Source organism: Streptomyces sp. NPDC030143, from assembly GCF_055573695.1.
The window spans coordinates 104356-127839 of sequence record NZ_JBVIAY010000003.1 but is presented as its reverse complement, the minus strand read 5'-3'; the positions used below and the strand labels follow the sequence as shown (position 1 = coordinate 127839).

At 69.2% G+C, this 23484-nt stretch carries 11 protein-coding genes, 3 tRNA genes and 2 pseudogenes; 10 read left to right on the top strand and 6 right to left on the bottom strand.

Annotated features, from left to right (window positions below):
* Nucleotides 1-50: 50 nt before the first annotated feature.
* Nucleotides 51-1358: an RNA polymerase sigma factor gene (locus ACZ4YY_RS06730; protein WP_468284548.1), complete on the top strand. Its 1308-nt coding sequence runs from the start codon at nucleotides 51-53 to the stop codon at nucleotides 1356-1358.
* Between the two features lie 339 nt (nucleotides 1359-1697).
* Here ACZ4YY_RS06730 and ACZ4YY_RS06725 read toward each other — a convergent pair whose 3' ends face one another.
* From ACZ4YY_RS06725 to ACZ4YY_RS06710, 4 genes are all read right to left on the bottom strand, one after another.
* On the bottom strand, nucleotides 1698-3626 hold the full coding sequence (locus ACZ4YY_RS06725) for an ABC transporter ATP-binding protein (RefSeq protein WP_468284546.1): 1929 nt from the start codon (nucleotides 3624-3626) through the stop codon (nucleotides 1698-1700).
* A complete protein-coding gene (locus tag ACZ4YY_RS06720; RefSeq protein ID WP_468284544.1) occupies nucleotides 3626-5359 on the bottom strand; it encodes an ABC transporter ATP-binding protein in 1734 nt (577 codons plus the stop codon). The genes ACZ4YY_RS06725 and ACZ4YY_RS06720 overlap by 1 nt, the downstream gene beginning before the upstream one ends.
* Nucleotides 5360-5977: 618 nt before the next feature.
* Nucleotides 5978-7432 (bottom strand): FGGY family carbohydrate kinase, encoded by a 1455-nt coding sequence (locus tag ACZ4YY_RS06715; protein WP_468284542.1) that lies wholly within the window; start codon nucleotides 7430-7432, stop codon nucleotides 5978-5980.
* A 72-nt stretch (nucleotides 7433-7504) separates the two neighbouring features.
* Nucleotides 7505-7810, bottom strand: coding sequence for a YtxH domain-containing protein (locus tag ACZ4YY_RS06710; protein WP_468284541.1), 306 nt, complete (start codon nucleotides 7808-7810; stop codon nucleotides 7505-7507).
* A 159-nt stretch (nucleotides 7811-7969) separates the two neighbouring features.
* Here ACZ4YY_RS06710 and ACZ4YY_RS06705 point away from each other — a divergent pair.
* The 3 genes from ACZ4YY_RS06705 (at nucleotide 7970) to ACZ4YY_RS06695 (ending at nucleotide 8375) form a co-directional block, all read left to right on the top strand.
* A tRNA-Asn gene (locus tag ACZ4YY_RS06705) sits at nucleotides 7970-8042 on the top strand.
* Between the two features lie 5 nt (nucleotides 8043-8047).
* A tRNA-Asn gene (locus ACZ4YY_RS06700) sits at nucleotides 8048-8120 on the top strand.
* 178 nt (nucleotides 8121-8298) lie between these two features.
* A tRNA-Ile gene (locus ACZ4YY_RS06695) sits at nucleotides 8299-8375 on the top strand.
* Nucleotides 8376-8579: 204 nt separating this feature from the next.
* On the opposite strand, the gene ACZ4YY_RS06690 is transcribed toward ACZ4YY_RS06695, so the two are convergent.
* Nucleotides 8580-9293: a hypothetical protein gene (locus tag ACZ4YY_RS06690; protein WP_468284539.1), complete on the bottom strand. Its 714-nt coding sequence runs from the start codon at nucleotides 9291-9293 to the stop codon at nucleotides 8580-8582.
* A 1040-nt stretch (nucleotides 9294-10333) separates the two neighbouring features.
* Here ACZ4YY_RS06690 and ACZ4YY_RS06685 point away from each other — a divergent pair.
* The 4 genes and pseudogenes from ACZ4YY_RS06685 to ACZ4YY_RS06670 form a co-directional block, all read left to right on the top strand.
* Nucleotides 10334-10765 carry a hypothetical protein gene (locus ACZ4YY_RS06685; protein ID WP_266378396.1) on the top strand — a complete coding sequence of 144 codons (432 nt, stop codon included), beginning with the start codon at nucleotides 10334-10336 and terminating at the stop codon, nucleotides 10763-10765.
* Between the two features lie 75 nt (nucleotides 10766-10840).
* Nucleotides 10841-10963, top strand: coding sequence for a hypothetical protein (locus ACZ4YY_RS06680; protein WP_468284537.1), 123 nt, complete (start codon nucleotides 10841-10843; stop codon nucleotides 10961-10963).
* A 132-nt stretch (nucleotides 10964-11095) separates the two neighbouring features.
* Nucleotides 11096-11257: pseudogene (locus ACZ4YY_RS06675) on the top strand (hypothetical protein); the annotation flags it as partial.
* A pseudogene (locus ACZ4YY_RS06670) lies at nucleotides 11251-11462 on the top strand (aminobenzoate oxygenase); the annotation flags it as partial. The pseudogenes ACZ4YY_RS06675 and ACZ4YY_RS06670, both read left to right, overlap by 7 nt.
* 93 nt (nucleotides 11463-11555) lie before the next feature.
* Here the strand turns inward: ACZ4YY_RS06670 and ACZ4YY_RS06665 are convergent.
* Complete coding sequence (locus ACZ4YY_RS06665) at nucleotides 11556-14759, bottom strand: DNRLRE domain-containing protein (RefSeq protein ID WP_468284535.1); 3204 nt, start codon at nucleotides 14757-14759, stop codon at nucleotides 11556-11558.
* A gap of 486 nt (nucleotides 14760-15245) precedes the next feature.
* Between ACZ4YY_RS06665 and ACZ4YY_RS06660 the strand changes: the two genes are divergently transcribed.
* A complete protein-coding gene (locus ACZ4YY_RS06660) occupies nucleotides 15246-22892 on the top strand; it encodes a ricin-type beta-trefoil lectin domain protein (protein WP_468284533.1) in 7647 nt (2548 codons plus the stop codon).
* Nucleotides 22889-23407, top strand: coding sequence for a HEAT repeat domain-containing protein (locus ACZ4YY_RS06655; protein WP_468284531.1), 519 nt, complete (start codon nucleotides 22889-22891; stop codon nucleotides 23405-23407). The genes ACZ4YY_RS06660 and ACZ4YY_RS06655 overlap by 4 nt, the downstream gene beginning before the upstream one ends.
* Nucleotides 23408-23484: the final 77 nt, after the last annotated feature.

Sequence of the window (23484 nt, the reverse complement as noted above, 5' to 3'; positions counted from 1 at the left end):
ATGGCACGCCCCTCGTGGCGGCGATGTGTCGTACCCCACACTGGGGTGCGGTGCCTGAGTCCTCGGAGCGCGGCGGATCCGTCCCCCACGGGTCCCACACCCCCGCGGTTCCGCTCATCGCGTACGGGACGGACAGCGGCGCGGCCGCCGACTCCGCTCCTCAACCAGCGCTGCCGCACACCTCGGCAGCGATCATCCTGGAGGTCGCCCCCGTGCAGACCCGGACCCTCACCCACACCGACGTCCGTACCGACGGCACGGAACCGGTTGCCGAGACGAACGCCCTGGTCGCGGTCCCCCCGCAGCACCGCGCCGCGCACCACCCGGACACGGACCCGCAGACCGGACCCGACGGGGGGACGGAGCCCGAGGAGCCGCCCGCCGAGGCGCTGGAGGAGATCCCCGAACCCGTCGAACCGCCCACCCGCCGCGCCGCCGACACCGCCGGCCCGTCCTCGGACCTGTTCCGCCAGTACCTGCGCGAGATCGGCCGGATCCCGCTGCTCACCGCGGCCGAGGAGGTGGAACTGGCCCGCCGCGTCGAGGCCGGTCTCTTCGCCGAGGAGAAGCTGAGCAGCACCCCCGACCTGGACAGTGACCTCGCCGTCGACCTCGACCGGCTGGTCGTCATGGGACGCATGGCCAAACGCCGCCTCATCGAGGCCAACCTCCGGCTCGTCGTCTCCGTCGCGAAACGTTACGTCGGCCGCGGCCTGACCATGCTCGACCTCGTCCAGGAGGGCAACCTCGGCCTGATCAGGGCGGTCGAGAAGTTCGACTACGCCCGCGGCTACAAGTTCTCCACCTACGCCACCTGGTGGATCCGCCAGGCCATGTCGCGGGCCCTCGCCGACCAGGCCCGCACCATCCGGGTCCCGGTGCACGTCGTGGAGCTGATCAACCGGGTCGTCCGCGTCCAGCGCCGCCTGCTCCAGGAACGCGGCTGCGAACCCACGGCCGACGAGGTCGCCGCCCAGCTCGACCTGCGGCCCGAACGCGTCGGCGAGGTCCTGCGCCTGGCCCAGGAGCCGGTCTCCCTGCACGCCCCGGTGGGCGAGGAGGACGACGTGGCCCTCGGCGACCTCATCGAGGACGGCGACGCGGCGAGCCCGGTCGAGTCGGCCGCGTTCCTCCTGCTCAGGGAGCACCTGGAGGTGGTCCTGTCGACCCTCGGCGAACGCGAACGCAAGGTCGTCCAGCTCCGCTACGGCCTGGCCGACGGCCGCCCCCGCACCCTGGAGGAGATCGGCCGCATCTTCGGCGTCACGAGGGAACGCATACGCCAGATCGAGTCCAAGACCCTCAACAAGCTCCGCGACCACGCCTTCGCGGACCAGTTGAGGGGCTACCTGGACTGAGAGCCCCGAACAGGAGGGGAGCCCGGCTCGCGGCGTCCGGCACGCACGCTCGCCGCGTTGCCGAAAGCCCCTGGTGGCTCCGCTACGAGGAGCTTCCGCGCCTTGCGATCGCACGCACCGGACGCCGCGAGCTGATCGGCCTCCTCTTGTGTTCGGAGCCCTTGGGGGTCCTTGCACTGTGCCCGCCCGGGCCGCGCGGCCCGGTACCGCACCTCGCCGCGTTGCCGGAGAGCCCTGGTGGCTCCGCTACGAGGACTCTCCGGCGCCGTGCGACGCGCGGCACCGGACCACGCGGCCTGATCAGGCGCTCACAGTGCGAGGACCCCTTGGGAACACCCCCTAGTCGACCTCGGCCACCGCCTGCGCGAACTGCGCCTTGTACAGCCGCGCGTACGCCCCGTCCGCCGCCAGCAGCTCGGTGTGCGCCCCCTGCTCCACGATCGACCCGTTCTCCATCACCAGGATCGTGTCCGCGTCCCGGATCGTCGACAACCGGTGCGCGATCACGAAGGACGTCCGCCCGTGCGCGAGCTTCGCCATCGCCTTCTGGATCAGCACCTCGGTCCGCGTGTCCACCGAACTCGTCGCCTCGTCTAGCACCAGGATCACCGGGTCGGACAGGAACGCCCGAGCGATGGTGATCAGCTGCTTCTCACCGGAGCTGACGCCACTGCCCTCGTCGTCGATCACGGTGTCGTAGCCGTCGGGCAGCGTCCGGACGAACCGGTCCGCGTGCGCCGCCCGCGCCGCCTCCTCGATCTCGCCCCGCGTCACCTCGCGCGAGGCCCCGTACGCGATGTTCTCCGCGATGGTGCCGCCGAACAGCCACGTGTCCTGGAGCACCATGCCGATGCCGGCGCGCAGCTCGTCGCGGGACATCGCGGCGACGTCGACGCCGTCGAGGGTGATGCGCCCGCCGGAGACGTCGTAGAACCGCATGAGCAGGTTGACCAGGGTGGTCTTGCCCGCTCCCGTCGGCCCGACGATCGCGACCGTGTGACCCGGCTCGACGACCAGCGACAGGTCCTCGATGAGCGGCTTCTCCGGGTCGTAGCGGAAGGAGACGTGCTCCAGCGCCACCCGCCCGCGCAGCTCCCCGGGCCGCACGCCCGGCACCGGGTCGGCCCGCTGCTCCTCCGCGTCCAGCAGCTCGAAGACCCGCTCGGCGGAGGCGACGCCCGACTGGACCAGGTTCGCCATCGACGCGACCTGCGTCAGCGGCATCGAGAACTGCCGGGAGTACTGGATGAACGCCTGCACGTCACCGATGGACAGGGCACCCGACGCGACCCGCAGCCCGCCGACGACGGCCACCAGCACGTAGTTGATGTTCGAGACGAAGAACATCAGCGGCTGCATGACGCCGCTGTTGAACTGCGCCCGGAACCCGGCCTCGTACAGCGCGTCGTTCTGCTCGGCGAACTGCTGCGCCGACTCCGCCTCCCGGCCGAACACCTTCACCAGCGTGTGACCGGTGTACATCTCCTCGATGTGCGCGTTCAGCTTCCCGGTGGAGCGCCACTGCTGCACGAAGTGCGGCTGCGAGCGCTTGCCCACCCGCGCGGCCACGACCGCCGACAGCGGCACGGTGACCAGTGCGACCAGCGCCAGCAGCCACGACACCCAGAACATCATGGCGAGCACGCCGATGATCGTCAGCAGCGAGTTGATGAGCTGGCCCAGCGACTGCTGGAGCGTCTGCCCGATGTTGTCGATGTCGTTCGTCGCCCGGGAGAGCACCTCACCGCGCTGCCGCTTGTCGAAGTACGACAGCGGCAGCCGCGACAGCTTCGTCTGCACGTCCTCCCGCATCCGGTACATCGTGCGGTTGACGGCCCGGTTCACCAGGCGTGTCGCCACCGCCATCAGCAGACCGGCCACCAGGAACACCCCGACCGCGAACAGCAGGACCCCGCCGACCGCGTGGAAGTCGATGCCCTGGCCCGGTGTGAAGTCCGTGCTCCTGAGCATGTCGGCGACATCGCCGTCACCGCGTCGGCGCAGGGAGTCGAGGGCCTGCTCCTTGCTCGCGCCCTCCGGCATCTCCCGCCCGACGATGCCGGCGAAGACCAGGTCCGTGGCCTGGCCGAGGATCTTGGGTCCGACCACGTTGAGGCCCACGCTCAGCACCACGCACAGCAGCATGGCGTAGAGGGTGAGCCGCTCCGGCCCGAACCGGGCGAGCAGCCGGCGGCCGGACCCCTTGAAGTCCAGCGACTGGTTGTCCGGGCCGGTCCCGGCCATCATCCGCCCCATGGGCCCGGCCATCAGGCAGCCTCCGCTTCCGTCAGCTGGGAGAGCACGATCTCCCGGTAGGTCTGGTTGTCCGCCATCAGCTCCTGGTGCGTGCCCGTGCCGACGACCCGCCCCTCGTCGAGGACGACGATCCGGTCGGCGTCCCGGATGGTGGCCACCCGCTGGGCGACGATCACCACGGTCGCCTCGGCGGTCTCCCGCCCGAGCGCCGCGCGCAGCGCCGCGTCGGTGGCGTAGTCGAGGGCGGAGAAGGAGTCGTCGAACAGGTAGATCTCCGGCCGCTGCACAAGCGTACGGGCGATGGCGAGCCGCTGCCGCTGACCGCCGGAGACGTTGGTGCCGCCCTGCGCGACGGGGGAGTCGAGCCCGTTCTCCAGGTTCTGCACGAACTCCTTGGCCTGCGCCACCTCCAGCGCGTGCCACAGCTCCTCGTCGCTCGCGTCGGGATTGCCGTACCGCAGGTTGCTCGCGACGGTCCCGGCGAAGAGATACGGCTTCTGCGGCACGATCCCCACCGTTCTCGCCAACACCTCGGGGTCGATGTCCGCCACCGGCACCCCGTCGACGAGCACCTCGCCGTCGGTCGCGTCGAACAGCCGGGGCACCAGCCCCAGCAGCGTCGACTTGCCGCTGCCGGTCGAGCCGATCACGGCGGTCGTCTCCCCGGGCCGGGCCACCAGGTCGACGGCCTTCAGCACCGGCTCCTCCGCGCCCGGATAACGGAAGCCCGCACCCCGCAGCTCCAGATGTCCGTGCCGGCGCAGCTCGCGCACCGGCGCCACCGGAGGCACCACGCTCGACTCCGTGTCCAGGACCTCCTGGACGCGCTCGGCGCACACCTCGGCGCGCGGCACCATCATGAACATGAAGGTCGCCATCATCACGGACATGACGATCTGCATGAGGTAGGCCAGGAAGGCGGTCAGATCACCGATCTGCATGCCGCCGCTGTCGATGCGGTGGGCGCCGAACCACACCACGGCGATCGACGACAGGTTCACCGTCGTCATGACCACCGGGAACATCAGCGCCAGCAGGTTGCCGGTCCTCAGCGAGATGTCGGTCAGGTCCGCGTTGGCCTTGCGGAAGCGCTGCTCCTCGTACGCGTCGCGCACGAAGGCCCGGATGACGCGGTTGCCGGTGATCTGCTCGCGCAGCACCCGGTTCACCGTGTCCAGGCGCTCCTGCATGGACCGGAACAGCGGCCGCAGCCGCCGCACGATCAGCGTCACGCAGATCCCCAGCACGGGAACCACGGCGACCAGCACCGCCGACAGCGGCACGTCCAGGCCGAGCGCCATCACGATGCCGCCCACGCACATGATGGGCGCCGACACCATCAGGGTGAACGTCATCAGGGCCAGCATCTGGACCTGCTGGACGTCGTTGGTGGTCCGGGTGATCAGCGAGGGCGCCCCGAAGCGGCCGACCTCACGGGCGGAGAAGGACTGCACCCGGTCGAACACGGCAGCCCGCACGTCCCGGCCGAGCGCCGACGCCGTCCGCGCGCCGTAGTACACGGCACCGATGTTGCACACGACCTGCACGAGCGACACACCGATCATCAGCCCGCCGTAGGACAGGATCGATCCGGTGTCCCCGTGCACGACTCCGTCGTCGATGATGTCGGCGTTCAGGGTGGGCAGGTAGAGGGTGGCGCAGGTCTGCAGGAACTGCAGCAGCACCAGCAGGGCGATGGGTTTCCTGTAGGGCCTGAGATAGGTCCGCAGAAGTCGTATGAGCACGCTACGTCTCTCGGAGTCGGCGGTAGGGGCATTGGTTGCCCGTGGCCCCTATCGTCGAACACTCCACCGGCGTTACCTCAACTGATTAATCCGACCGGGGTGTGCTACCGGGCCCCTCCGCGAGGACTTCCGCGCGGCGGACCCCTGGGGATTCGGTCGCCTGCGGGGTGGATTCCCTGCGGGGTGCACTGCCTTGGGGGGCCGGGACCTCTGCGGGCGGCGCGCTGCGGGGCGGCGGCCCCAACGGGGCGGGTGCCCCGCGGGGCTGCCACGTGTGGGGTGGGTTCCCGGCGGGACGGCCCTCACGGGGCGGCGCGCTACGGGGCCCCTGCGGAGTCGACTGCGGCGCGGGGCGGGCTCCCCACGGGGCGGGCCCTTGCCCTGAGGGGCGAGTGAGGCGGGCCGTTGCGGGCTGTTCCCCGTGGGGCGGATCCCCTGCGGGGCGGGCGCGCTGCGGGCTGTTCCCCGTGGGGCGGATCCCCTGCGGGGCGGGCGCGCTCCGCACGGGCCCTGCGGAGGCGGGCCCCCTGCCGGGCGCGCCCCTCCCGGAGGCCCTGCGCGGCTGGCCCCGACAGGCGTCGGCTCCGGGCGCGGAACGCCCGCGCAGCGGTGACGGTTCTACGAGCGGAACGCGCCCGGATGCGTCTGCTCCCGCACCGACACGAACTGCTGCCGCACCGCCTGCCCCACGGCCAGCTCCTCGCCGGGCTCCAGCACCTGCGCCGCCGCCCCGTGCCAGGACGGCGGCGTCCGCGGGTCGAGCGACCCCTGAGACACCCCGAGCGCCCAGGCCGCCTGCCGCGCCGCCCCGATCGCCGCGTAGTCGGCGGGCTGCGGTACGACGACCTGCGCCCCGAACAGCGCGGGTGCCGCAGCCTGCACGGCGGGCAGCTCGGCCGCCGCCCCCAGCAGGAAGATCCGCCGCACCTCCACACCTCGCCCGCGCAGCACGTCCAGCGCGTCGGCCAGCCCGCACAGCATGCCCTCGAAGGCGGCCCGCGCGAAGTGCTCCGGCTTCATCGACTCCCGCCGCAGCCCCACCAGCGTGCCCGCCGTGTGCGGCAGGTTGGGGGTGCGCTCACCCTCCAGGTAGGGCAGCATCACGAGCCCGTGAGACCCGGGCGTCGACTTCATCGCCAGCTCGGACAGACTCTCCAGGTCCGGCACCCCGAGCAGTTCGGCCGCCCCGCGCAGGGTCCGCACGGCGTTCAGCGTGGTGACGACCGGCAGGTGCATGCCCGTCGCGTCCGCCAGCGAGGTGATCATCCCGCTCTGGTCCACGAGCGCCTCGGGATGCACCGCCATCACCGACCCGGACGCCCCCAGCGAGACCACCGCGTCGCCCAGCCCGAGGCCGAGCCCCAGCGCGGCGGCCATGGTCTCACCGGTCCCCGCGGAGATCAGCAGACCCTCCGGCGTCGTCCCGGCCGCGTCGGAGGGGCCGATCACCTCGGGCAGCATGGCCTGGTGGCCGAGCGCCAGCTCCACGAGCTCGGCCCGGTAATTACCGGTGGCGGCCGACCAGTACCCGGTGCCGGACGCCCCGCCCCGGTCGGTGGTGCGTCGCACCGGCCGCCCGAGCAACTGCCACACCAGCCAGTCGTGGGCCTGGAGCAGCACGGCGGTCCGCATGGCCGCCTCCGGCTCGTTCTTGGCGAGCCAGCGCAGCTTGGTCACCGGCTGCGCGGCCTGCGGAACGCACCCCACGGCCTGCGCCCACGCCTCGCGCCCCCCGAGCGCGTCGACCAGATCGGCGGCCGCGACCTGTGCCCGCTTGTCACCGCCGACCATCGCCGGCCGCACGGTGTTGCCCTGCGCGTCCAGCGGTACGACGGCGTTCTGCTGCGAGGACACCCCGATGGCCTGCACGCCCTCGAGCAGCCCGCCGCCGGCCGCCTCCCCGAGGGAGAGCAGCCAGGCCTGCGGGTCGACGTCGGAGGGACGGCCCCCACCCTCGGCGCCGTCCAGTGGATGCGGCGCATATCCCTGCCTGAGCACGGCCCCCGTGTCCGTGTCGCAGACGACGATACGAGTGAAATCGGGCGAACTGTCCAACCCGGCGACTATCCCCATAGCGAAAATTCTGCCGCACCGCGGGGGGTGACCGTGTCGGCTCGGGGCCCCCGCGCGGCGCTTCGCGGGTCCTCAGGGGTTGCCGGTGCCCCAGTCGTCCGCGCCGTCGTGCTGCGCGGAACGCTCCCGCAGGGACCGCACCCGGCCCGCGACCGATTCCGGCATCCGGTCGCCGACCTTGTCGCTGACCACGTGGTACGCCCGTCCGGCGAACTGACGGCTCTGCTGCGCCGCCGTCTCCGCGGTGTTGCGCACCGCGGGGTTCTGCGCGATCTGCCGGGCGGACTTCTTCAACTGCTCGTAGCGCTCTCGCCCGGCCCGTGTGCCCAGTACGTAACCCAGGGCGAGTCCGACGACGAATGTGAGCCGGTAGCGCATGGTGGCCACCCTTCCCTCGTGTAGGTCTCCGGCGCGGCAACGGTGCCCGGGGGGAACCGATTGGCGGAGCACCCCCCTGCTTGCGCTAATGTATGTGTCGCAGCGAGCGTCCGCCCCCTGGCGAATACCCAGGTAGGTACGTTCGATGCAACGAGGCATTCCTCCGTAGCTCAATTGGCAGAGCAGCCGGCTGTTAACCGGCAGGTTACTGGTTCGAGTCCAGTCGGGGGAGCTCGGTCCTCCGTAGCTCAATTGGCAGAGCAGCCGGCTGTTAACCGGCAGGTTACTGGTTCGAGTCCAGTCGGGGGAGCATCGTGATCGAGGACCCTACGGGGTCCTTTTTCATGTCGGTTCCCACGCGCGGGAACCGCGCAGGTCGTGGCGCGGTCCTCATGGTCGTGCGACGTCGGACCAGGCGGAGCGGGAGATCGTATGAGCGGCTATGCTGCGGCAGACGGCGCGCACACATGTACGCGACACGCCGCTATGGGGCGGTAGCTCAGCCGGTTAGAGCAGCGGACTCATAATCCGCCGGCCGTGGGTTCGAGTCCCACCCGCCCCACCACTCGCTACGCGGGAAGAAACCTTCTGGCCAGGCGCTTAGCCGGTCAGGGGTGCGTACGGCCGGATCTTGGCGACCCTACTTGATCACAGTTTCATGATCATGAGGACAAGTTGAGGACGCTGGTCACGCGGCGGGACGCAAACCCTCGTTCGGTCCATCCTCATCGGCTCGGGCCTCTCGCCGGAGCCCTCTTCTGCCTCGGGCTCAGGCTTGCGGCGTGCCTCCCTCGGAGGCGTCTCCTTCTTCTGCGGGGACCGGCGCACGACCGCGCTCGTCGACTCTGCCGCGGCGGTCATGAGCTGAGGCAGGACGCTCGTGTACGTGTCCGAGGTGATCTGGCGGGAGCTGTGCCCGAGCCGCTGACCACCTTGATGTCGGCCTTGCCGAGGAGCGCCAGCGTGGCGGACAGGTGCCGCGTGTCGTGCAGGCGGATCGGTGGAAGCCCACAGCCGGTCGTCGCTGATGAAGTCGAGGAACTGGCCGGTCTGCTCCGGGGTCCAGACCATGACGGGGGCTGGGCTTCTGGCCGGTCCGCTTCCACTCCTCGACCCGCTCTGGTGTCCAGACCAGCGTCTTGGGACGCTTGACCGCCGGCAGCTGGACCATCGCCGCCCAGTTGGTCATGTACTCGCCGCGCTTGGTGCCACTGCCCAGGAACGAGCTGAGGGTGGCGTTGATGCGGTGCATCGTCGCGGCGCTGGTGATCTTCCGCTTGCCCTTGCGGCCCTCCTTGAGCGCGGCGTTGGCGTCGAGGTAGGCCCGGCGCGTGATGCGGCGCTCCTCCTTCTTGCCTGCGGCGCGTACCCAGGCCTTGTGGGCTGCGTCTCGCGCCTCCTCCAGTTCGATCACCTTGGCGTGGTGGAGCAGCCGTTCGGCGCCCTCAAACCCGGCGTCCGAGACCTGATCCTTCAGGCCCAAGCCGCCGTTCCAGCGACAGCATTGCTGTGAGGACGCACGCCGCGAACGCGATGTGGGCGTACAGGCTCGCCTTCAACACGTCCTGGTTGTACGACCAGTCCACGAGCATGAGTTGAAGGCTGCCGCACCACAGTACTGCGCAGATGTGAGCGCCGAGCTTCGCCGCCTAGTTCAAACCGGTCACAGACTCGACCAGGGGTTTCAACTGCGGGCACGGCCAGGATTACGCCCACCGTACAGAAGCCGATGGCCGCGGCCCGGGTGAATCGAGCGATGCGGTATTCGATTTGGTCCCGATGGCGCCAGGCCTCGCGCGCGGAGAGCACGGTGCCGGCTATGCCGAAGAGCGCGAACAGTCCGAAGGCGATGCCGTCCATTTGACTCAGTTTCCTTCCAGATCAGAGACCGCGGGCTCGGCTGCTTCGGTGAAGCTGAGGCGCCTCCGCCGGCCCGGCCGCGTTGGTGCAGCGACAGGGGGGAGCGGCTCGGGCACCTCCGGGACAGCGAGATCGCTGCGTCCGTGCCGCAGACGGATCTCACGTGCGGCCTGCCGTAGTTCAGCGGCGCCGATGCTTCGCGCGGCGGGCCGCGCCGAAGGAGCCGGCGATGTGACAGTTCGCGCCGCGTCACTGAGCGGGGCGCGGAGTTCTGGCAGCGGTCGTCCGTCCCAGGGGGCTTCCGTATCGGCGCGGCGGGAGGCAATCCTGTGCAGGCTGTCCGCGCACGTCGGGCGCCCGTCCGGAGGGATGTGCCACGGCGTGGCCGCGGATCCCTCAGTGCGGGGATGCGGGCGCGGCCACCGAGCCGTGGGCGGGGGCGTGCGACGACTATCCGAGGCGCGGCAATCAGTCACGCACAGGCCGAATGCACGGGGTATGGGTACGGGATACAGGGGGACGGCGGGCGTAAGGTCAGCCCCGGGCTGTGTGCGCCGCGTCGCGGACATGGGCGCGGCAGTACCGGATGAGGCATGCCCGGAAACAGATCCCGTCCCGGGTACGGCATGATTCCTCCGCAACCACCGCGTTCCTGGGGAGAACATGCGCCACCGCCACACCGTCACTGCCATAGCGATCACCGCGCTCGCACTTACCGCCTGCTCCAGCAACGACGAGCCCGACCGCCTCACCGCCGAAGAAGTCGCGGCCGAACTTGCCGACGCAACCGGCGTCGTCGACCTCGGCGACCAGACCGACAACACAAAGTTGTGCTCCAACGAGGCTGCCGGCAAAGAGCCGCACAAGAACGACTGCGTCCAGCTCATTGCCACCTACACCGTCTCGATCTACGAGTACGAGACGCCGGCAGTCGCCGCGAACTGGGTCAAGGAAATGAAGAAGGTCGGCAGCGACTGGCGGCAGGTCGACCGGTTCGCGCTCGCCTGGACGTCGCAGGAGCAGAAGAACACGTCCGACCAGCGGCGCACCGAGCTGGTCGCCGCGCTGGAGAAGCTGACAGCGAGTGAGGACTGACCGACTGCCGCTGACTGGCCCGGCCGCAACGCCACCACGACGGCCGGGCTTTGTACTCGCGCAGGGAGGTGACCCATGGCCCAACCAGAACATGGACCCGGTCAGCGACGAACGGACCCGGTCACCGACGAGGAGAAGGAAGAGATCCGCCGTCTCCGCGCTGCGGCCCACGGCCGCAACCCCATCGGCGACCAGTGATCAAAAACTCGGTTCAGCCTGCGGGTCCCAGACCTTGCGCAGGACGTCGAGCAGAGTGTCGCTGTCCTGTGCACGTGGATGCTGGAGGTGTCCGATGTCGGTGACCCAGATTGATCTCGACGCTACGCCGCGGACGAGCCGATGAGCGAACTGGCGCACGGCTGGGTCGTCACCTCCACGGTGACCCGCGGACGCATCCGCGACCTCGACACCTCCGCCGTGCTGGCCATGCCCGGCGTACCGGGCGTGATCGACCACCGCAACGCGCCCCGGCTCAATCTGGAAGGTGCGTGAAGGACATCGGCCTGTGGGGCGAGCGCCTCCAGAAACCTATCTCGACATGGGCGTCTTCGACCTGGGCGACTCCAACCTGGACCTGCTGATGACCCAGGACGAGGAGATCGCGGAGGCGCTGGACCGGAAGCGGTTCGCCGTTGAGGAGCAGGAGCGCGTGGCGGAGGTGTCGGAGGCGATCGCGGAGGGCGGGGCCGTCTCGTAGCCGGAGCGCGGTCTCGTGGCCGTACGTGAAATGGGGTGAGCCCCCGGCGCCGGATGGCGCCGGGGGCTCGGTGTCGTCAGCGGGCGGCCGGGATCAGCCGAACGCCTTGACAGTGCTCCAGTCGGAGGACAGGACCGTCTTGACCGGGGCGTTGGTGTTGGTGGTGGACGGGTTGTACAGCTTCATGTTGCCGGTGGCGCCGTCGCGGGCCCAGATGTCGGGCACCCCGTCCTTGTTGACGTCGGGGATGCCGATCGCGGCGGTGATGTTGGTCGCGGTCCAGTTGGTGCCGAACGGCACGTCACCGTTGACCGAGTTGGCCGCGAGCTTGATCGACTCCAGGTCGACGCTGCCGGCGACCGGGCCGGGCTTGCCGTGGCGGACGTACATGTTGCCGTTGGACACGTTCCGCCACAGCAGGTCGGGCGTGTTGTCCTTGTTCATGTCCGCGATGTTGACGATGTCGCGAGCGGTGGTGGCCCAGGCGGCGCCCTCCATGAGCGTGGCGGACTGGAAGCTGCCGCCGGTGTAGCCGGAGAGGATCCAGAACGCGGTGCCCGCGCGCAGGGCGATGTCCGGGTGCTTGTCACCCGTGATGTCGCCGATCGCCTTCATCTGCGTCCACGTGGACGGCGCCGGGGCGTTGGACGGCAGCCGGATCTTCATGCGCTGGTCGACGTTGAAGGTGCCGTAGCCGTCGCCCGGGTAGAGCCAGAACTGCTTGTCCGGGGTGACGGCGAACAGGTCGGTCGACCCGTCCCCCGGGTAGGCGTCGTTGTAGTGCGCGATCAGCGACGGCGTGCTGGCGGCGTCGATCCAGTGGTTCGCCGGGTCGATCTTCTTGCCGGCGGTGACGTAGGACGCGGCGAGGCAGTTGTACAGCTCACCGCCGGTGCCGGGGACGGCCGGGTCGGCGGGGGCGCCGACACAGTTCCGCAGCTTGCCGTCCGCGTGGAGGACGATCAGGTCGGCGATGTTGTCGCCGCCTGTGTCCATCGGGCCGTCGGCGGTGTCACGCGGCGGCAGGTAGAAGCTGTAGTCGCCGCGGATGCTCGGGTTGCCGTTGGAGTCGTAGGCGTAGACGTTGATCGTGACGGGTCCGGCGTGCGGCGGGGTGACACCGGTGATGGTGACCTTGCCGTTGACCGGGGGCGGCGCGTCGACGTAGCCCTGGCCCTCGTAGCCGTACCGGAACTTCGACGCACCGGCGGCGGTGAAGGTGAAGTCACCGGGCTTGCCGAAGTTCACCTGCGCCCAGGTCTTGCCGTCCGAAGTGGCCTCGGTGAACACCGTGCTGGTGATGTCCGGCTGCGGCGGGGCGATCGGGTCGACGGTGATCTGGCACGGCTCGCTGCCGTTCGGGAAGAAGGACGAGGTGGAGCCCGCGGCCGGGTACGTGGAGTCCTCGGAGCGCACGTCCCACTTGTAGAGGGTGTTCGTGGTGATGCCGCTCAGCAGCGGGTCCGTCGCCTGGATGACCATCTGGCCGTATCCGGTGCTGTCCGCGGTGGCGACGTACTCCTTCTTGGTGGTGTCCGTCGACTTCCAGAAACGGAACCGCAGCTTGGGAACGGCGCCGTCCGGGTCGGAGCCCTTGGCCTTCAGCGTGATGGTCGTCCGGCCGATCAGCATGCTGTTCGTCGGACCGGCCACACAGGCACCACCCGGGGAGGAGGTACCGGATGTCGGCTGGTTCGGCGCGCGGTTGAACTCGCCTTCGATCCGGGCACCGGTCGCGGCGAACTTGCGCCAGGTCTGGGTGTCGGTCTCGGACGTGGCCCGCATGCCGAGGGTGATGCTCGACCAGCCCTTGTCCGCGGCCTCCTGGGCCGCCGACGTCACGGTGAACGACTCCCACGCGTCCGGGCAGGACGAGGACCAGCCGTGTGCGAAGGACTTCTTCTGCAGCACCCTCGACCAGCTCGGCTGCGCGTTCCACGTCGTACCCGAGGAGATGCCGCCCGTCAGCCAGAACTCCATCTGCCGCTCGGTGCAGGACCAGGAGTGGTTGTTCACGATCTTGAATGTGGCCCAGTCGAACTTGGCGCCCTCGTAGCTGGTGGAGAACCTCATCCGCCAGAAGGAGCGGGCCAGACCGCCGGTGTCGCTCTCGTAGCCCACGCGGGCGTCGGAGGTGCCGGAGGAGAAGTTCGTACCGTTCCAGAAGCTGGAGTTCGGGTACTTCTTGTACGCCACGGTCCAGGCGAGCCAGTCGCTGTTGAGCGGCGGGTCGATGAAGACCGGGAACTGCGTGTCCTTGTCGGTGAACAGGTCCGTGGCCGCGACGTCCAGGTTCAGCGTCGCGGAGCCGGTGCCGTCACCGTCGAGGACGACGGGGAGCTGGGCGGACTTCGCGCCGGGCTCGATGCCCGTCAGGCCCGACAGCTTCAGCACGTCGGCCGTGGTGGCCACGGAGGTGCGCTGCGGGCTGCCCGGGGGCAGTTCGGGGTCGCGGCCGGCCGAGTCCCAGGCGAACGGGGTCGGGATGCTGCCGGCCTCCTTGCCGTCCTTGCCGAGGACCTGGATCCGGTTGGCCTTCGTGTCCTGACGGAACACGGCCGTCTTCGAGCGCAGCCCGTACGAGACGGTCGCGAGGTCCTTGTTCCGGGCGGCCTGCTCGTCCTTGACGATGAGAAGCTGGCCGAAGCCGCCCTCGGCGCGCACGACCAGCAGCAGGTCGACACCCGGGAACACCTCGGGGTAGAGGGCGCGCGGGCCGTCGAGCACCGGCACGGGCAGGGTGCCCGGCCAGGTGTACGCGACGGTGTGGCCGTTCAGGTCGACCTCGGCGAGGACGGTCTCGCCGGCCAGCGGGGCGCGGACGAACGAACGGTCGGCGCGGTCCGCGGACCGGGTACCGTCGGCGAAACGCACCGGCACGACCGCGTTCACCGGACGGATGCTCAGCGAACCGGCACCCTTCGTCCGGCGCAGCGTGGTGTCGATCGGCGCCCACTTGCCCTGGGCGTTCTTCGCACGCTGCGGCTGGGCGTCGATCTGGGTGCGCATCTTGCCGTTCGGCAGTGCCCAGATGAGCTGGTTCTCGGTGGTCGCCGTGTCGACGAGCACCTTCTTCCCGGTCCGCCTGGCCTCGGCCGCGGCAGCGGCCTCGTCGTGCGGACCGGTCGACGCCTGACGGGCGTCGGTGGACGTGCCGCCCTTGGCGGTCGTGGGCCCGCTCGGCTGCCACCAGGGCAGGAGCGCGGCGATGAGTGCGGCCAGGACAAGGCCGAGAGTGAGGCTCAACCGTGCGCGCGTGCGCACGAATGGGCTGAGAAGACGATGCGGCGCTGGCACGGCGGTCTACTCCCGTAGGAACCAGAGGATTTCGGACAGCACAGACAGCCCCGTGGCTCAGACCACGGGGCATAGGTGCGCACACGATCACACGAAGGTCATGCGGCGTCCATTTTTGAAGGATTTATGAAGACGTTATGTGTCGCCGTGCCAGAATCTGACGCATCGTAAAGGCGTCGGCATTCAGGTGATTTGATGGAGTACTATGCTCCGTTTGCCCTCGACGCCTCATCCGCGGTAAAGGCCGGCAGTGCGGCAGTCTGCTTGCGATTGCACCGTGGTGAATCTCACATCGAGACCACTCTGTTCACTTTCAGCGATCTTGCGAGTGTGGCGAACATGACAGAGAGTGCGCACGCACGCGCCTGATCCAGACGCGTGCTCTTTGGTGTTTCCGCACCTCCGTTGTCTTGTTCGTCTGGGTGGGAGTCGACGCGTATGCGTGCTTCAGGTCCACTGTCATGGCTGGGGCGGCATCGCCTAGCCATGACAGAGTCACAACGACGGCGCCGTCGGCGAAGCCGCACGGCGATCGTCCTATTGCTGTCCTCGACGTTGACGGTGACCAGCCTGGGCTCGCAGGCCCTGGCGGTGCCCGGGCCCGGGATGTCCCGTGAGGAGACGACCTCTGAGGTCGACCTCCCCGACATTCCGCCGAGCACCACGCTCGCCGACAACGCGCAGGCTCCGAAGACGCTGAGCACGGCGCCGGAGAACCCGATCACGGCCTACGCACCGGTCGCCACGGACCCCTGGGCGGCGGATGCCGGCCAGGCGAACCCGTCGACGGCCACGCCGGGCACCACGGTCCAGGTCAAGAACACGACCACCCAGGCGCTCCTGCCGGTCGGTGTCGGTGTGCCCGTGGGTCAGGACCCGGCGACCATCGCCGGTGACTGGCAGGTCGCCGTCAAGGCGACGACCACGTCCGAGGACACCGGCGTGCCCGGCATGATCATGGAGATCGTGCCGCCGGTGACGGCGGACCCGACGGCGCAGGTGCTCGTCGACGTCGACACGACCGCCTTCGAGGACCGCTACGGTCAGCTTGCCGCCGAGCGCTTCGGCCTCGTCCTGCTGCCCAGCTGCGTCGTCGACTCCCCGGAGAGCGGCGACTGTGCTCCGGACACGGGCATCCAGACCATGTCGGTCCGGGCCGAGCCGGACGTCGAGGTCGAGCGGCTGCGCAGCACCGTCAAGGAGGTGCCGGCGGCCAAGACCAAGCTGAAGGCGACGTCCGGCAAGACCAAGAACGCCGCGACCCGCCAGATCCTCTCCGGCACGGTTCCGGTCGCGAACCTGCTGCCGAACGAGGACGCCCCGTCGACGGCCTCGGGCGCCTCCGTGCGCAAGGCCGCCTTCACGTCGAACGTGGGCGCCTCGGGCCGCCAGGTCGTCGGCGCGATGGACACCGGCTCCTCGGCGTCCGGTGACTTCACCGCCTCGCCGCTGCTGTCCTCCGGTTCCTGGGCGGCGGGTTCTTCGAACGGTGCCTTCACCTACTCGTACCAGGTGCAGGTCCCGGAGACCGCCGGCGGTCTGATGCCGAAGGTCGCGTTGTCGTACAACTCGCAGACGGTCGACGGCCGCACCTCGGCGTCGAACAACCAGGCCTCCTGGATCGGCGACGGCTGGGACTACAACCCGGGCTCGATCACCCGGTCGTACAACAACTGCCGCCAGGACTCCAAGCGGGCCGGGGCCAACAACACCGACCACAAGACCGCCGACCTGTGCTGGGGCTCGGAGAACGCCACCCTCTCACTGGGCGGCATGACCACCGAGCTGGTCTGGGACAAGGACAAGGGCCCGCTCGGCACCGACGGCAAGCCCGTCGGCCAGTGGTTCACCGCCAACGGTGACGGCTCGAAGATCGAGCGGCTCAAGGACCCGTCCAAGGACCCGCGTTCGGGCGTACTGAAGGACGCGGACGGCGAGTACTGGGTCGTCACGACCAAGGACGGCACCCGCTACCACTTCGGTCTGAACAAGCTCCCGGGCTGGTCGGACAACGGCGCCGCCACCGACGACCCGTACACCGACTCCGTCCTCTCGGTGCCGGTGTACGGCAACCACTCGGGCGAGCCCTGCTACGCGGGCGCGGGGACCACCAACTGGAAGAGCTCCTCCTGCCTCCAGGCCTGGCGGTGGAACCTCGACTACGTCGAGGACATCCACGGCAACGCCATGTCCCTCTTCTGGGAGCGCGAGGAGAACTACTACGCGAAGAACTTCTACTTCAAGGGCCCGGTCAAGTACCACCGCGGCGGCTACCTGTCGCACATCTACTACGGCCAGCGCAAGGAATCGATCTTCTCCGCGGCGGCCCCGGCCCGCGTCGGCTTCACCGTCGCCGAGCGCTGCTACCCCGAGGCCGGTCTGACCTGCTCGGAAGCGGAGTTCACGGACAAGGACCCGGGCAAGTACCGCATCTGGTACGACACCCCGGCCGACCTGAACTGCAAGGCCGTCACCTCGACGTACACCCGCAAGTGCTGGAACGCCGGCCCGACGTTCTGGACCCGCAAGCGCCTGGACAAGATCAGCACCTCGGCGCAGCGTCGTACCGACACCACCGCGCGCCAGGTCGTCGACGAGTACCAGCTCAAGCAGAGCTTCCCGGTCCTGAAGACCGGCGCCAACACCGCGCTCTGGCTGGAGTCGATCCAGCGCACCGGCTACGCCCGCAACGGTTCCACCGACGCCTCGGTGAAGCTGAACGCGGTGCGGTTCGAGTCGAACTCCGACGACATGCCCAACCGCGTCTACCGCGGCAGCGCCGCGACGGATCCGCGACCCGGCTTCTCGCGTCTGCGCATCGCGCGTGTCGTCAACGAGTACGGCGGCGAGACGGTCGTCACCTACAAGCGCCGCGAGACCGCGTGCCAGGACAGCACCGGCCTGCCGGGCAAGACCGAGACCGCCGCGCTGAAGTCCAACACCCGTCTCTGCTACCCGGTGTTCTGGCACCCGGACGCCGAGATCGAGGACATCGACTGGTTCAACAAGTACGTCGTCGACACGATCGAGGAGCTGCCGAACGTCGACGGCTCGTACTCGACGCTGACCGGGTACGACTACAAGAACGCCGGCTGGAAGCTGGCCGAGGCCGAGTTCACGAAGAAGTCCACCCGGACCTACTCGCAGTTCGCCGGCTTCGAGCAGACCACGGTCACCACGGGCGAGCGCAAGGCCACGGCCGACAGCGGTGAGGGCACCACGCCCGCCGAGGAGCTCCCCGGCGCCGACGCCCCGAAGACCAAGGCCGTCACCCGCTTCTACCGCGGCATGGGCGACACCGTCCCCATGAAGGACATCCACGGCAACACGATCACGTACAACGGCCAGCCCGTGTACGACCGTGAGGCCTTCGCCGGCCGCATCGCCGAGGAGCTGTCCTACTCCAACGCGACGGCCCTGGACACCAACTGGCTCACCCGCAGCATCACGATCCCGCAGGCGACGGAGCTCGCCAGCCGCGAACTCGGCGACGGGCTCACCCCGCTGAAGGCGTGGCGGGTCACGGAGCCCGAGGAGGTCGCGTACACGAAGTCCTCGGGAACGGGTGACGACACGCGGACGCTGCGGACGGTCAAGACCCACACGACCTACGAGTCGACGTACGGTCTGCCGACGCTGGTGGAGTCCCTTGGGGACGCCGATCCCACCAAGACCGGTGACGAGTCCTGCACCAAGCTGGAGTACCTGCACCGCACGGACAAAAACCTGATCGGTCTGTCCAAGCAGGTCCTGGTGTCCCCGACGACCTGCGCGAACGCTAACTGGACCAACCTGTCCACCCTCAGCGGGGCGCAGCGTACGGCCTACGACGGCCAGCCGTTCGACGCGAACCAGACGTCGCTCATCTCCACCACCCGCGCCCTGGCCACCGAGTCGTGGTCGCTGAACCGCACCGGCACCGCCTTCCAGACCAACGGCACCACCGGTTTCGACGAGATCGGCCGGGTGATCCGGCAGACCAACGCGGAGCAGCTGGCCAAGGTGCCTCCGAAGTCCTCCACGATCAGCTACGATCCCATCGGACCGGCCACGGGCCAGGTCTTCAAGATCACCACGACCAATGTGCTCGGCCACAGCCAGATCCAGGAGCTGGAGCCGGGCCGCGCCACCACGGTCAAGACCACGGACCCGAACGGGCACGTGAGCGAGGCGCTGTTCGATCCGCTGGGCCGTCTGGCCGAGGCCTGGGCCCCGGGCCGCACCCCGGGTTCGGGCGTCCCGGACTTCAGGGCCGAGTACGTCGTCCCGGCCGAGGAGCCGGACCCGAGCGACCCGAACGGCGGCAAGATCCGCAAGCCTCCGTACGTCACCACGTACACGCGTGGCTACGAGGACCGGGTCGAGAAGTCCGTCACGATCTACGACGGTCTAGGCCGCGAGCGGCAGTCGCAGGAGGAGGCGGACGGCGGCGGCCGTCTGATCACCGACACGCTGTACAACAACGCCGGTGAGATCTACCAGACCAACAACGCCTACCTGAACCAGGACGCCCCGACCGGCGAGCTGTTCACCCCGCTGGCGGACACCGCCGTCCCGAACATCACCCGGTACACGTACGACGGCCTCGGCCGCGTCCTCACCGAGATGCCGGTCCTCAAGGTCAAGCTCACGGGCACGACCGAGGCCATCTCGCAGGAGGTCCCGGAGAAGGCCGTCCGCTACGAGTACGGCTCGGACTGGTCGAAGGTCATCCAGCCGCAGGGCGACTCGACCTACCGCGTCTGGACCGACGCGCTGGGCCGCACCGTCCGGACGGACACGTTCAACCCCGCGGCGCCGGGCGGCTTCACGTCGACGCGCTACGAGTACGACACGCAGGGCCAGCCCGTGAAGGCGACCGCCTCGGCGGACCCGACGCACCCGTGGACCTGGACGTACGACAACCGCGGCAACCTGGAGACCACGACCGACCCGGACAAGGGCACGACCCGGATCGAGTACGACTCCTTCGACCGTCCGCTGACCACGACCAACGGCCGTGGCGTCAAGACCTGGAACGGCTACGACGAGCTGTCGCGGCCGATCCAGACGCGTGAGAACAGCTCCACCGGCAAAGTCCTGACCGACCTCACCTACGACACCGTTCCGGGCGGCAAGGGCATGCCCGCCACCGCCACCCGCTACACGGACACGCTGGCGTACACGCAGAAGGTCAACGGCTACACGAAGGACTACCAGCCGACCTCGACCACCCTGTCCCTGCCGCAGTCCATCGTCGACACGTGGGGCTTCGCCAAGGACTACACGTACGACTACGTGTACTCCGACAACGGCATGCTGAACGAGACCACCCTTCCCGCGGTGGGCAAGTTCGCCAGTGAGAAGCTGATCGTCCGCTACAACAAGGACGGCAAGCCGCTCTCGATCTCCGGAAAGGACTGGTACGGCTCCGAGACCGTCTACTCGCCCTACGGCGAGGTGCTCCGTTCCACCCTCGGCGCGATGCCGTACCGGGTGTGGACGCAGAACACGTACGACGAGAGCAGCGGTGAGCTCAAGGGACAGTCAGTCCACCGCGAGAAGGGCGGCCCCAACGACACGACCGCCGACAGGAGCCTCGTCGACGGCACCCTGGTCTCGGACCGGGCCTACACCTACGACCCGGCTGGCAACGTCACCTCGATCCAGGAGAAGTCCGTCGGGATCGACGAGCGGCAGTGCTTCATCTACGACCCGATGGGTCAGCTGAAGTCCGCCTGGACCAACAAGGAAGCGGCGACGCAGGGCTGCACCACGCCGAAGAACACCGACGGCACGCTCAACGCCGTCTCCGGCACCGACGGCTCCGGCTACTGGCAGGAGTACGAGTACGACCTGCTCGGCAACCGCACCAAGCTCACCGAGAAGGACCTCTCCGGCAACACCGCCAAGGACGCCGTCAGCACCTATGCCTACGGCAAGGCCGACGGCAGCCAGCCGCACACGCTGACCAAGGTGTCGAAGACCTACACGACCCCCGCGGGTCAGCAGGTCAAGGCCGAGGCCACGCGGCTGTACGAGCTGACCGGTGAGACCAAGTCGATCACCTCGGTCGAGAACGGTGACAAGCAGGAACTGAGCTGGACCTACGACGGTCAGGTGGACCGGATCACCGGCCAGGGCACCGGTGGCAAGAGCCCGTACGTGGGTCTCGGCCAGAAGTGCCTCGACCTGAAGTCGGGTCTCGCGTCGGCCGCCCAGCCGATCCAGCTGTACACCTGCAACGGCACGGTGGCGCAGAGCTGGCAGTTCGAGCCGGTTCCCGGCTCGTCGCAGACCCCGCAGACGGACCCGAACCTGGGCACCCTGAAGGTCTACGGCAACTGGTGCCTCCAGCCGGCCGCCAACACGGCGGGCTCCGCGGTCCAGCTGCAGAAGTGCAGCGGCAGCAGCGCCCAGCACCTGAAGCGCAACACCACCGGCCAGCTGATCCACCCGGCCTCCGGTGGCCTGTGCCTCGCGGTGCAGGGCGCGGCGAACGTGAACTCGACGCCGATCGTGCTCGCCACCTGTGACGCCGCGTCCACGGCCCAGCAGTGGCTGCCGCAGAACGACACCCGTCACATCTACGGCCCCGACGGCGGCCGCCTGCTGACCATCCAGGGCAAGCAGGCGACGCTGGACCTGGGCGAGGCGCAGGTCACCGTCCAGCAGGGCGGCGTCCTGGTCCGCACCGAGCGCACCTACTCGGCGCCCGACGGCGCGATCCTGCGTTACGCCAACGGCACGGGCTCCGAGACGCTCACCGCGCTCGCCACGGATCACCAGGGCAGCGTGTACGCGGAGGTCGCGCTTTACACCGGCATGCCGGTGCGGGTGCGCAAGCAGGACCCCTTCGGCAACCAGCGTGGTGCCGACAGGGCAGGGCAGAACATCCAGACCAACAAGGGGTTCCTGGGCCAGACGCGGAACGACGCCTCCGGCTTCCAGCCGCTGGGTGCCCGACTCTACGACCCGGTGGTCGGACGCTTCCTGTCCGTCGACCCGGAGCTCGACCTGAACGACCCCCTGCAGTTGAACGGGTACGCGTACGCGCAGAACAACCCGGTCACGTACTCCGACCCGAGCGGTCTCGCGATCACCCTGACCGCCTCGGAGCGGGGTGCGGCCCTCAAGGGTGCCGGGCTGTCCCCGGCGCAGGTCGCCCAGGCGCAGGCCATGATGGGCAAGTCGCTGTCCTCGGTGATCCTCTCCATCGCGTGGGCGACGCTGAAGGACTTCATCGGCATCAACGACGCCATGGCGTGCTTCGGCGGCGACATGTGGTCCTGCGGTGGCCTGATCCTCGACGCCATTCCCTGGGGCAAGATCGGAAAGATCCCGGCGGTCATCAAGGCGATCGACCGTACGATCTCCGCCATCCAGGCGTTCAAGGCGGCGAAGAAGGCCGCCGAGGTCGTCCTCAAGGCCGCCAAGGCCGCCGAGGCGGCAGCCTTGAAGGCCAAGAAGGCCGCCATCGAGAAGGCCAAGAAGGAGGCCGCGCAACGGGCCAAGAAGAAGGCCGCCGAAGCAGCCAAGAGAAAGGCCGACGCGGCAGCCGCAGCGAAGCGCAAGACGGGTAACAACAGCCACAAGCAGGCCCAGGCCAAGGCGGCGCCCAAGCCCTCCTCCATGCCACAGCGCAAGCCCAGCGCCGGCAACGGCAAGAGCTCCGGCGGCGGAGGCGGCGGCAAGTCCGGCGGTTCCTCCCGCAGCAACGGTGGCTCCAGCGGTAACGGCGGCTCCGGCAAGGCCGATGGTGGTGGTGACGACTCCGACGGGGAAACCTTCTACCGGACGATCAGCGAGGAGCACTACCAGACCCTGAAGGACGGTGGCGGTCTGTCGGGGACCGGCGAGACGTTCACCTCCCCGACGCAGGCGTTCTCGGAGGACTACGACGGTGTTCTCGTCAAGTTCACGGTGAAGCCGGGCACCACCGCGGCCCTCGCGGCGATCGGGGTGCGGGATGAGTCCGGGATGGTCCGGGCGGCGTACCCGAACATGCCCTCGATCAGGGGCGTGAAAAGATGGAACAGGAATCACGCCCATTTTAAGCAAGAGGGCGAGCAGATCAACATCGGCCTGGGCAGGGGTAAGGCGCTCAAGCTCTTCAACGAGAACATCACCGCATGGGAGGTGGTCAGGCGATGACCCCTGAGGAGCGCGATCTGGTCATGGGCCTGGTGCTCGTACCGGGTAAAGGCCGGACGCGCACGCTGGACGAGGTGCTCGCTCACTTCGGCGAGTCCGACGGTGGGGTCCTGGCGCTCCGGCTGCTCCGGGACGCCATGGAGCGCCGGGACGCCGACGACGTCGAGATGGCGTTGATCGTCAAGGCCGCCGCCGGCGCCTCGGGCGAGGAGTTCCTGGAGCCGTTGATCGAGCTGTCCCGTGCCGACTGGCACACTCGCCACGAGGATGTCGTGCGCATGCTGGGCAAGCTCCGCTCGCCCAGGGCGGTGCCGGCGCTGCGCGAGGCGGCTCACGGGGTTCCCGAGTACCTGGACTGGGACGAGAACCGGGCGCTCGCGGTGAAGGCGATCTGGGCTCTCGGCGCCATTACCGGCGCGGAGGCCCGGGAGGCCCTCGAGGGCTTGCGTGACGACGAGAACGAGATCATCCGTGAGAACGCGCTGAAGCAGCTCGCACGCCGCGGCGAGCTCTGACCGCGGAGCTGTAGCCCTTCATCAGGAACGCCCGGCCGAGGAAACTCGGCCGGGCGTTCCGCCGTTTCCGGAGGCTG

Bases quoted from the DNA above. Each gene is read 5' to 3' on its own strand.
- ACZ4YY_RS06680 (WP_468284537.1), top strand. From the start codon at position 10,841: ATGGCCCAACCAGAACATGGACCCGGTCAGCGACGAACGGACCCGGTC.
- ACZ4YY_RS06725 (WP_468284546.1), bottom strand. From the start codon at position 3,626: ATGGCCGGGCCCATGGGGCGGATGATGGCCGGGACCGGCCCGGACAAC.
- ACZ4YY_RS06715 (WP_468284542.1), bottom strand. From the start codon at position 7,432: ATGGGGATAGTCGCCGGGTTGGACAGTTCGCCCGATTTCACTCGTATC.
- ACZ4YY_RS06660 (WP_468284533.1), top strand. From the start codon at position 15,246: ATGACAGAGTCACAACGACGGCGCCGTCGGCGAAGCCGCACGGCGATC.
- ACZ4YY_RS06710 (WP_468284541.1), bottom strand. From the start codon at position 7,810: ATGCGCTACCGGCTCACATTCGTCGTCGGACTCGCCCTGGGTTACGTA.
- ACZ4YY_RS06685 (WP_266378396.1), top strand. From the start codon at position 10,334: ATGCGCCACCGCCACACCGTCACTGCCATAGCGATCACCGCGCTCGCA.
- ACZ4YY_RS06655 (WP_468284531.1), top strand. From the start codon at position 22,889: ATGACCCCTGAGGAGCGCGATCTGGTCATGGGCCTGGTGCTCGTACCG.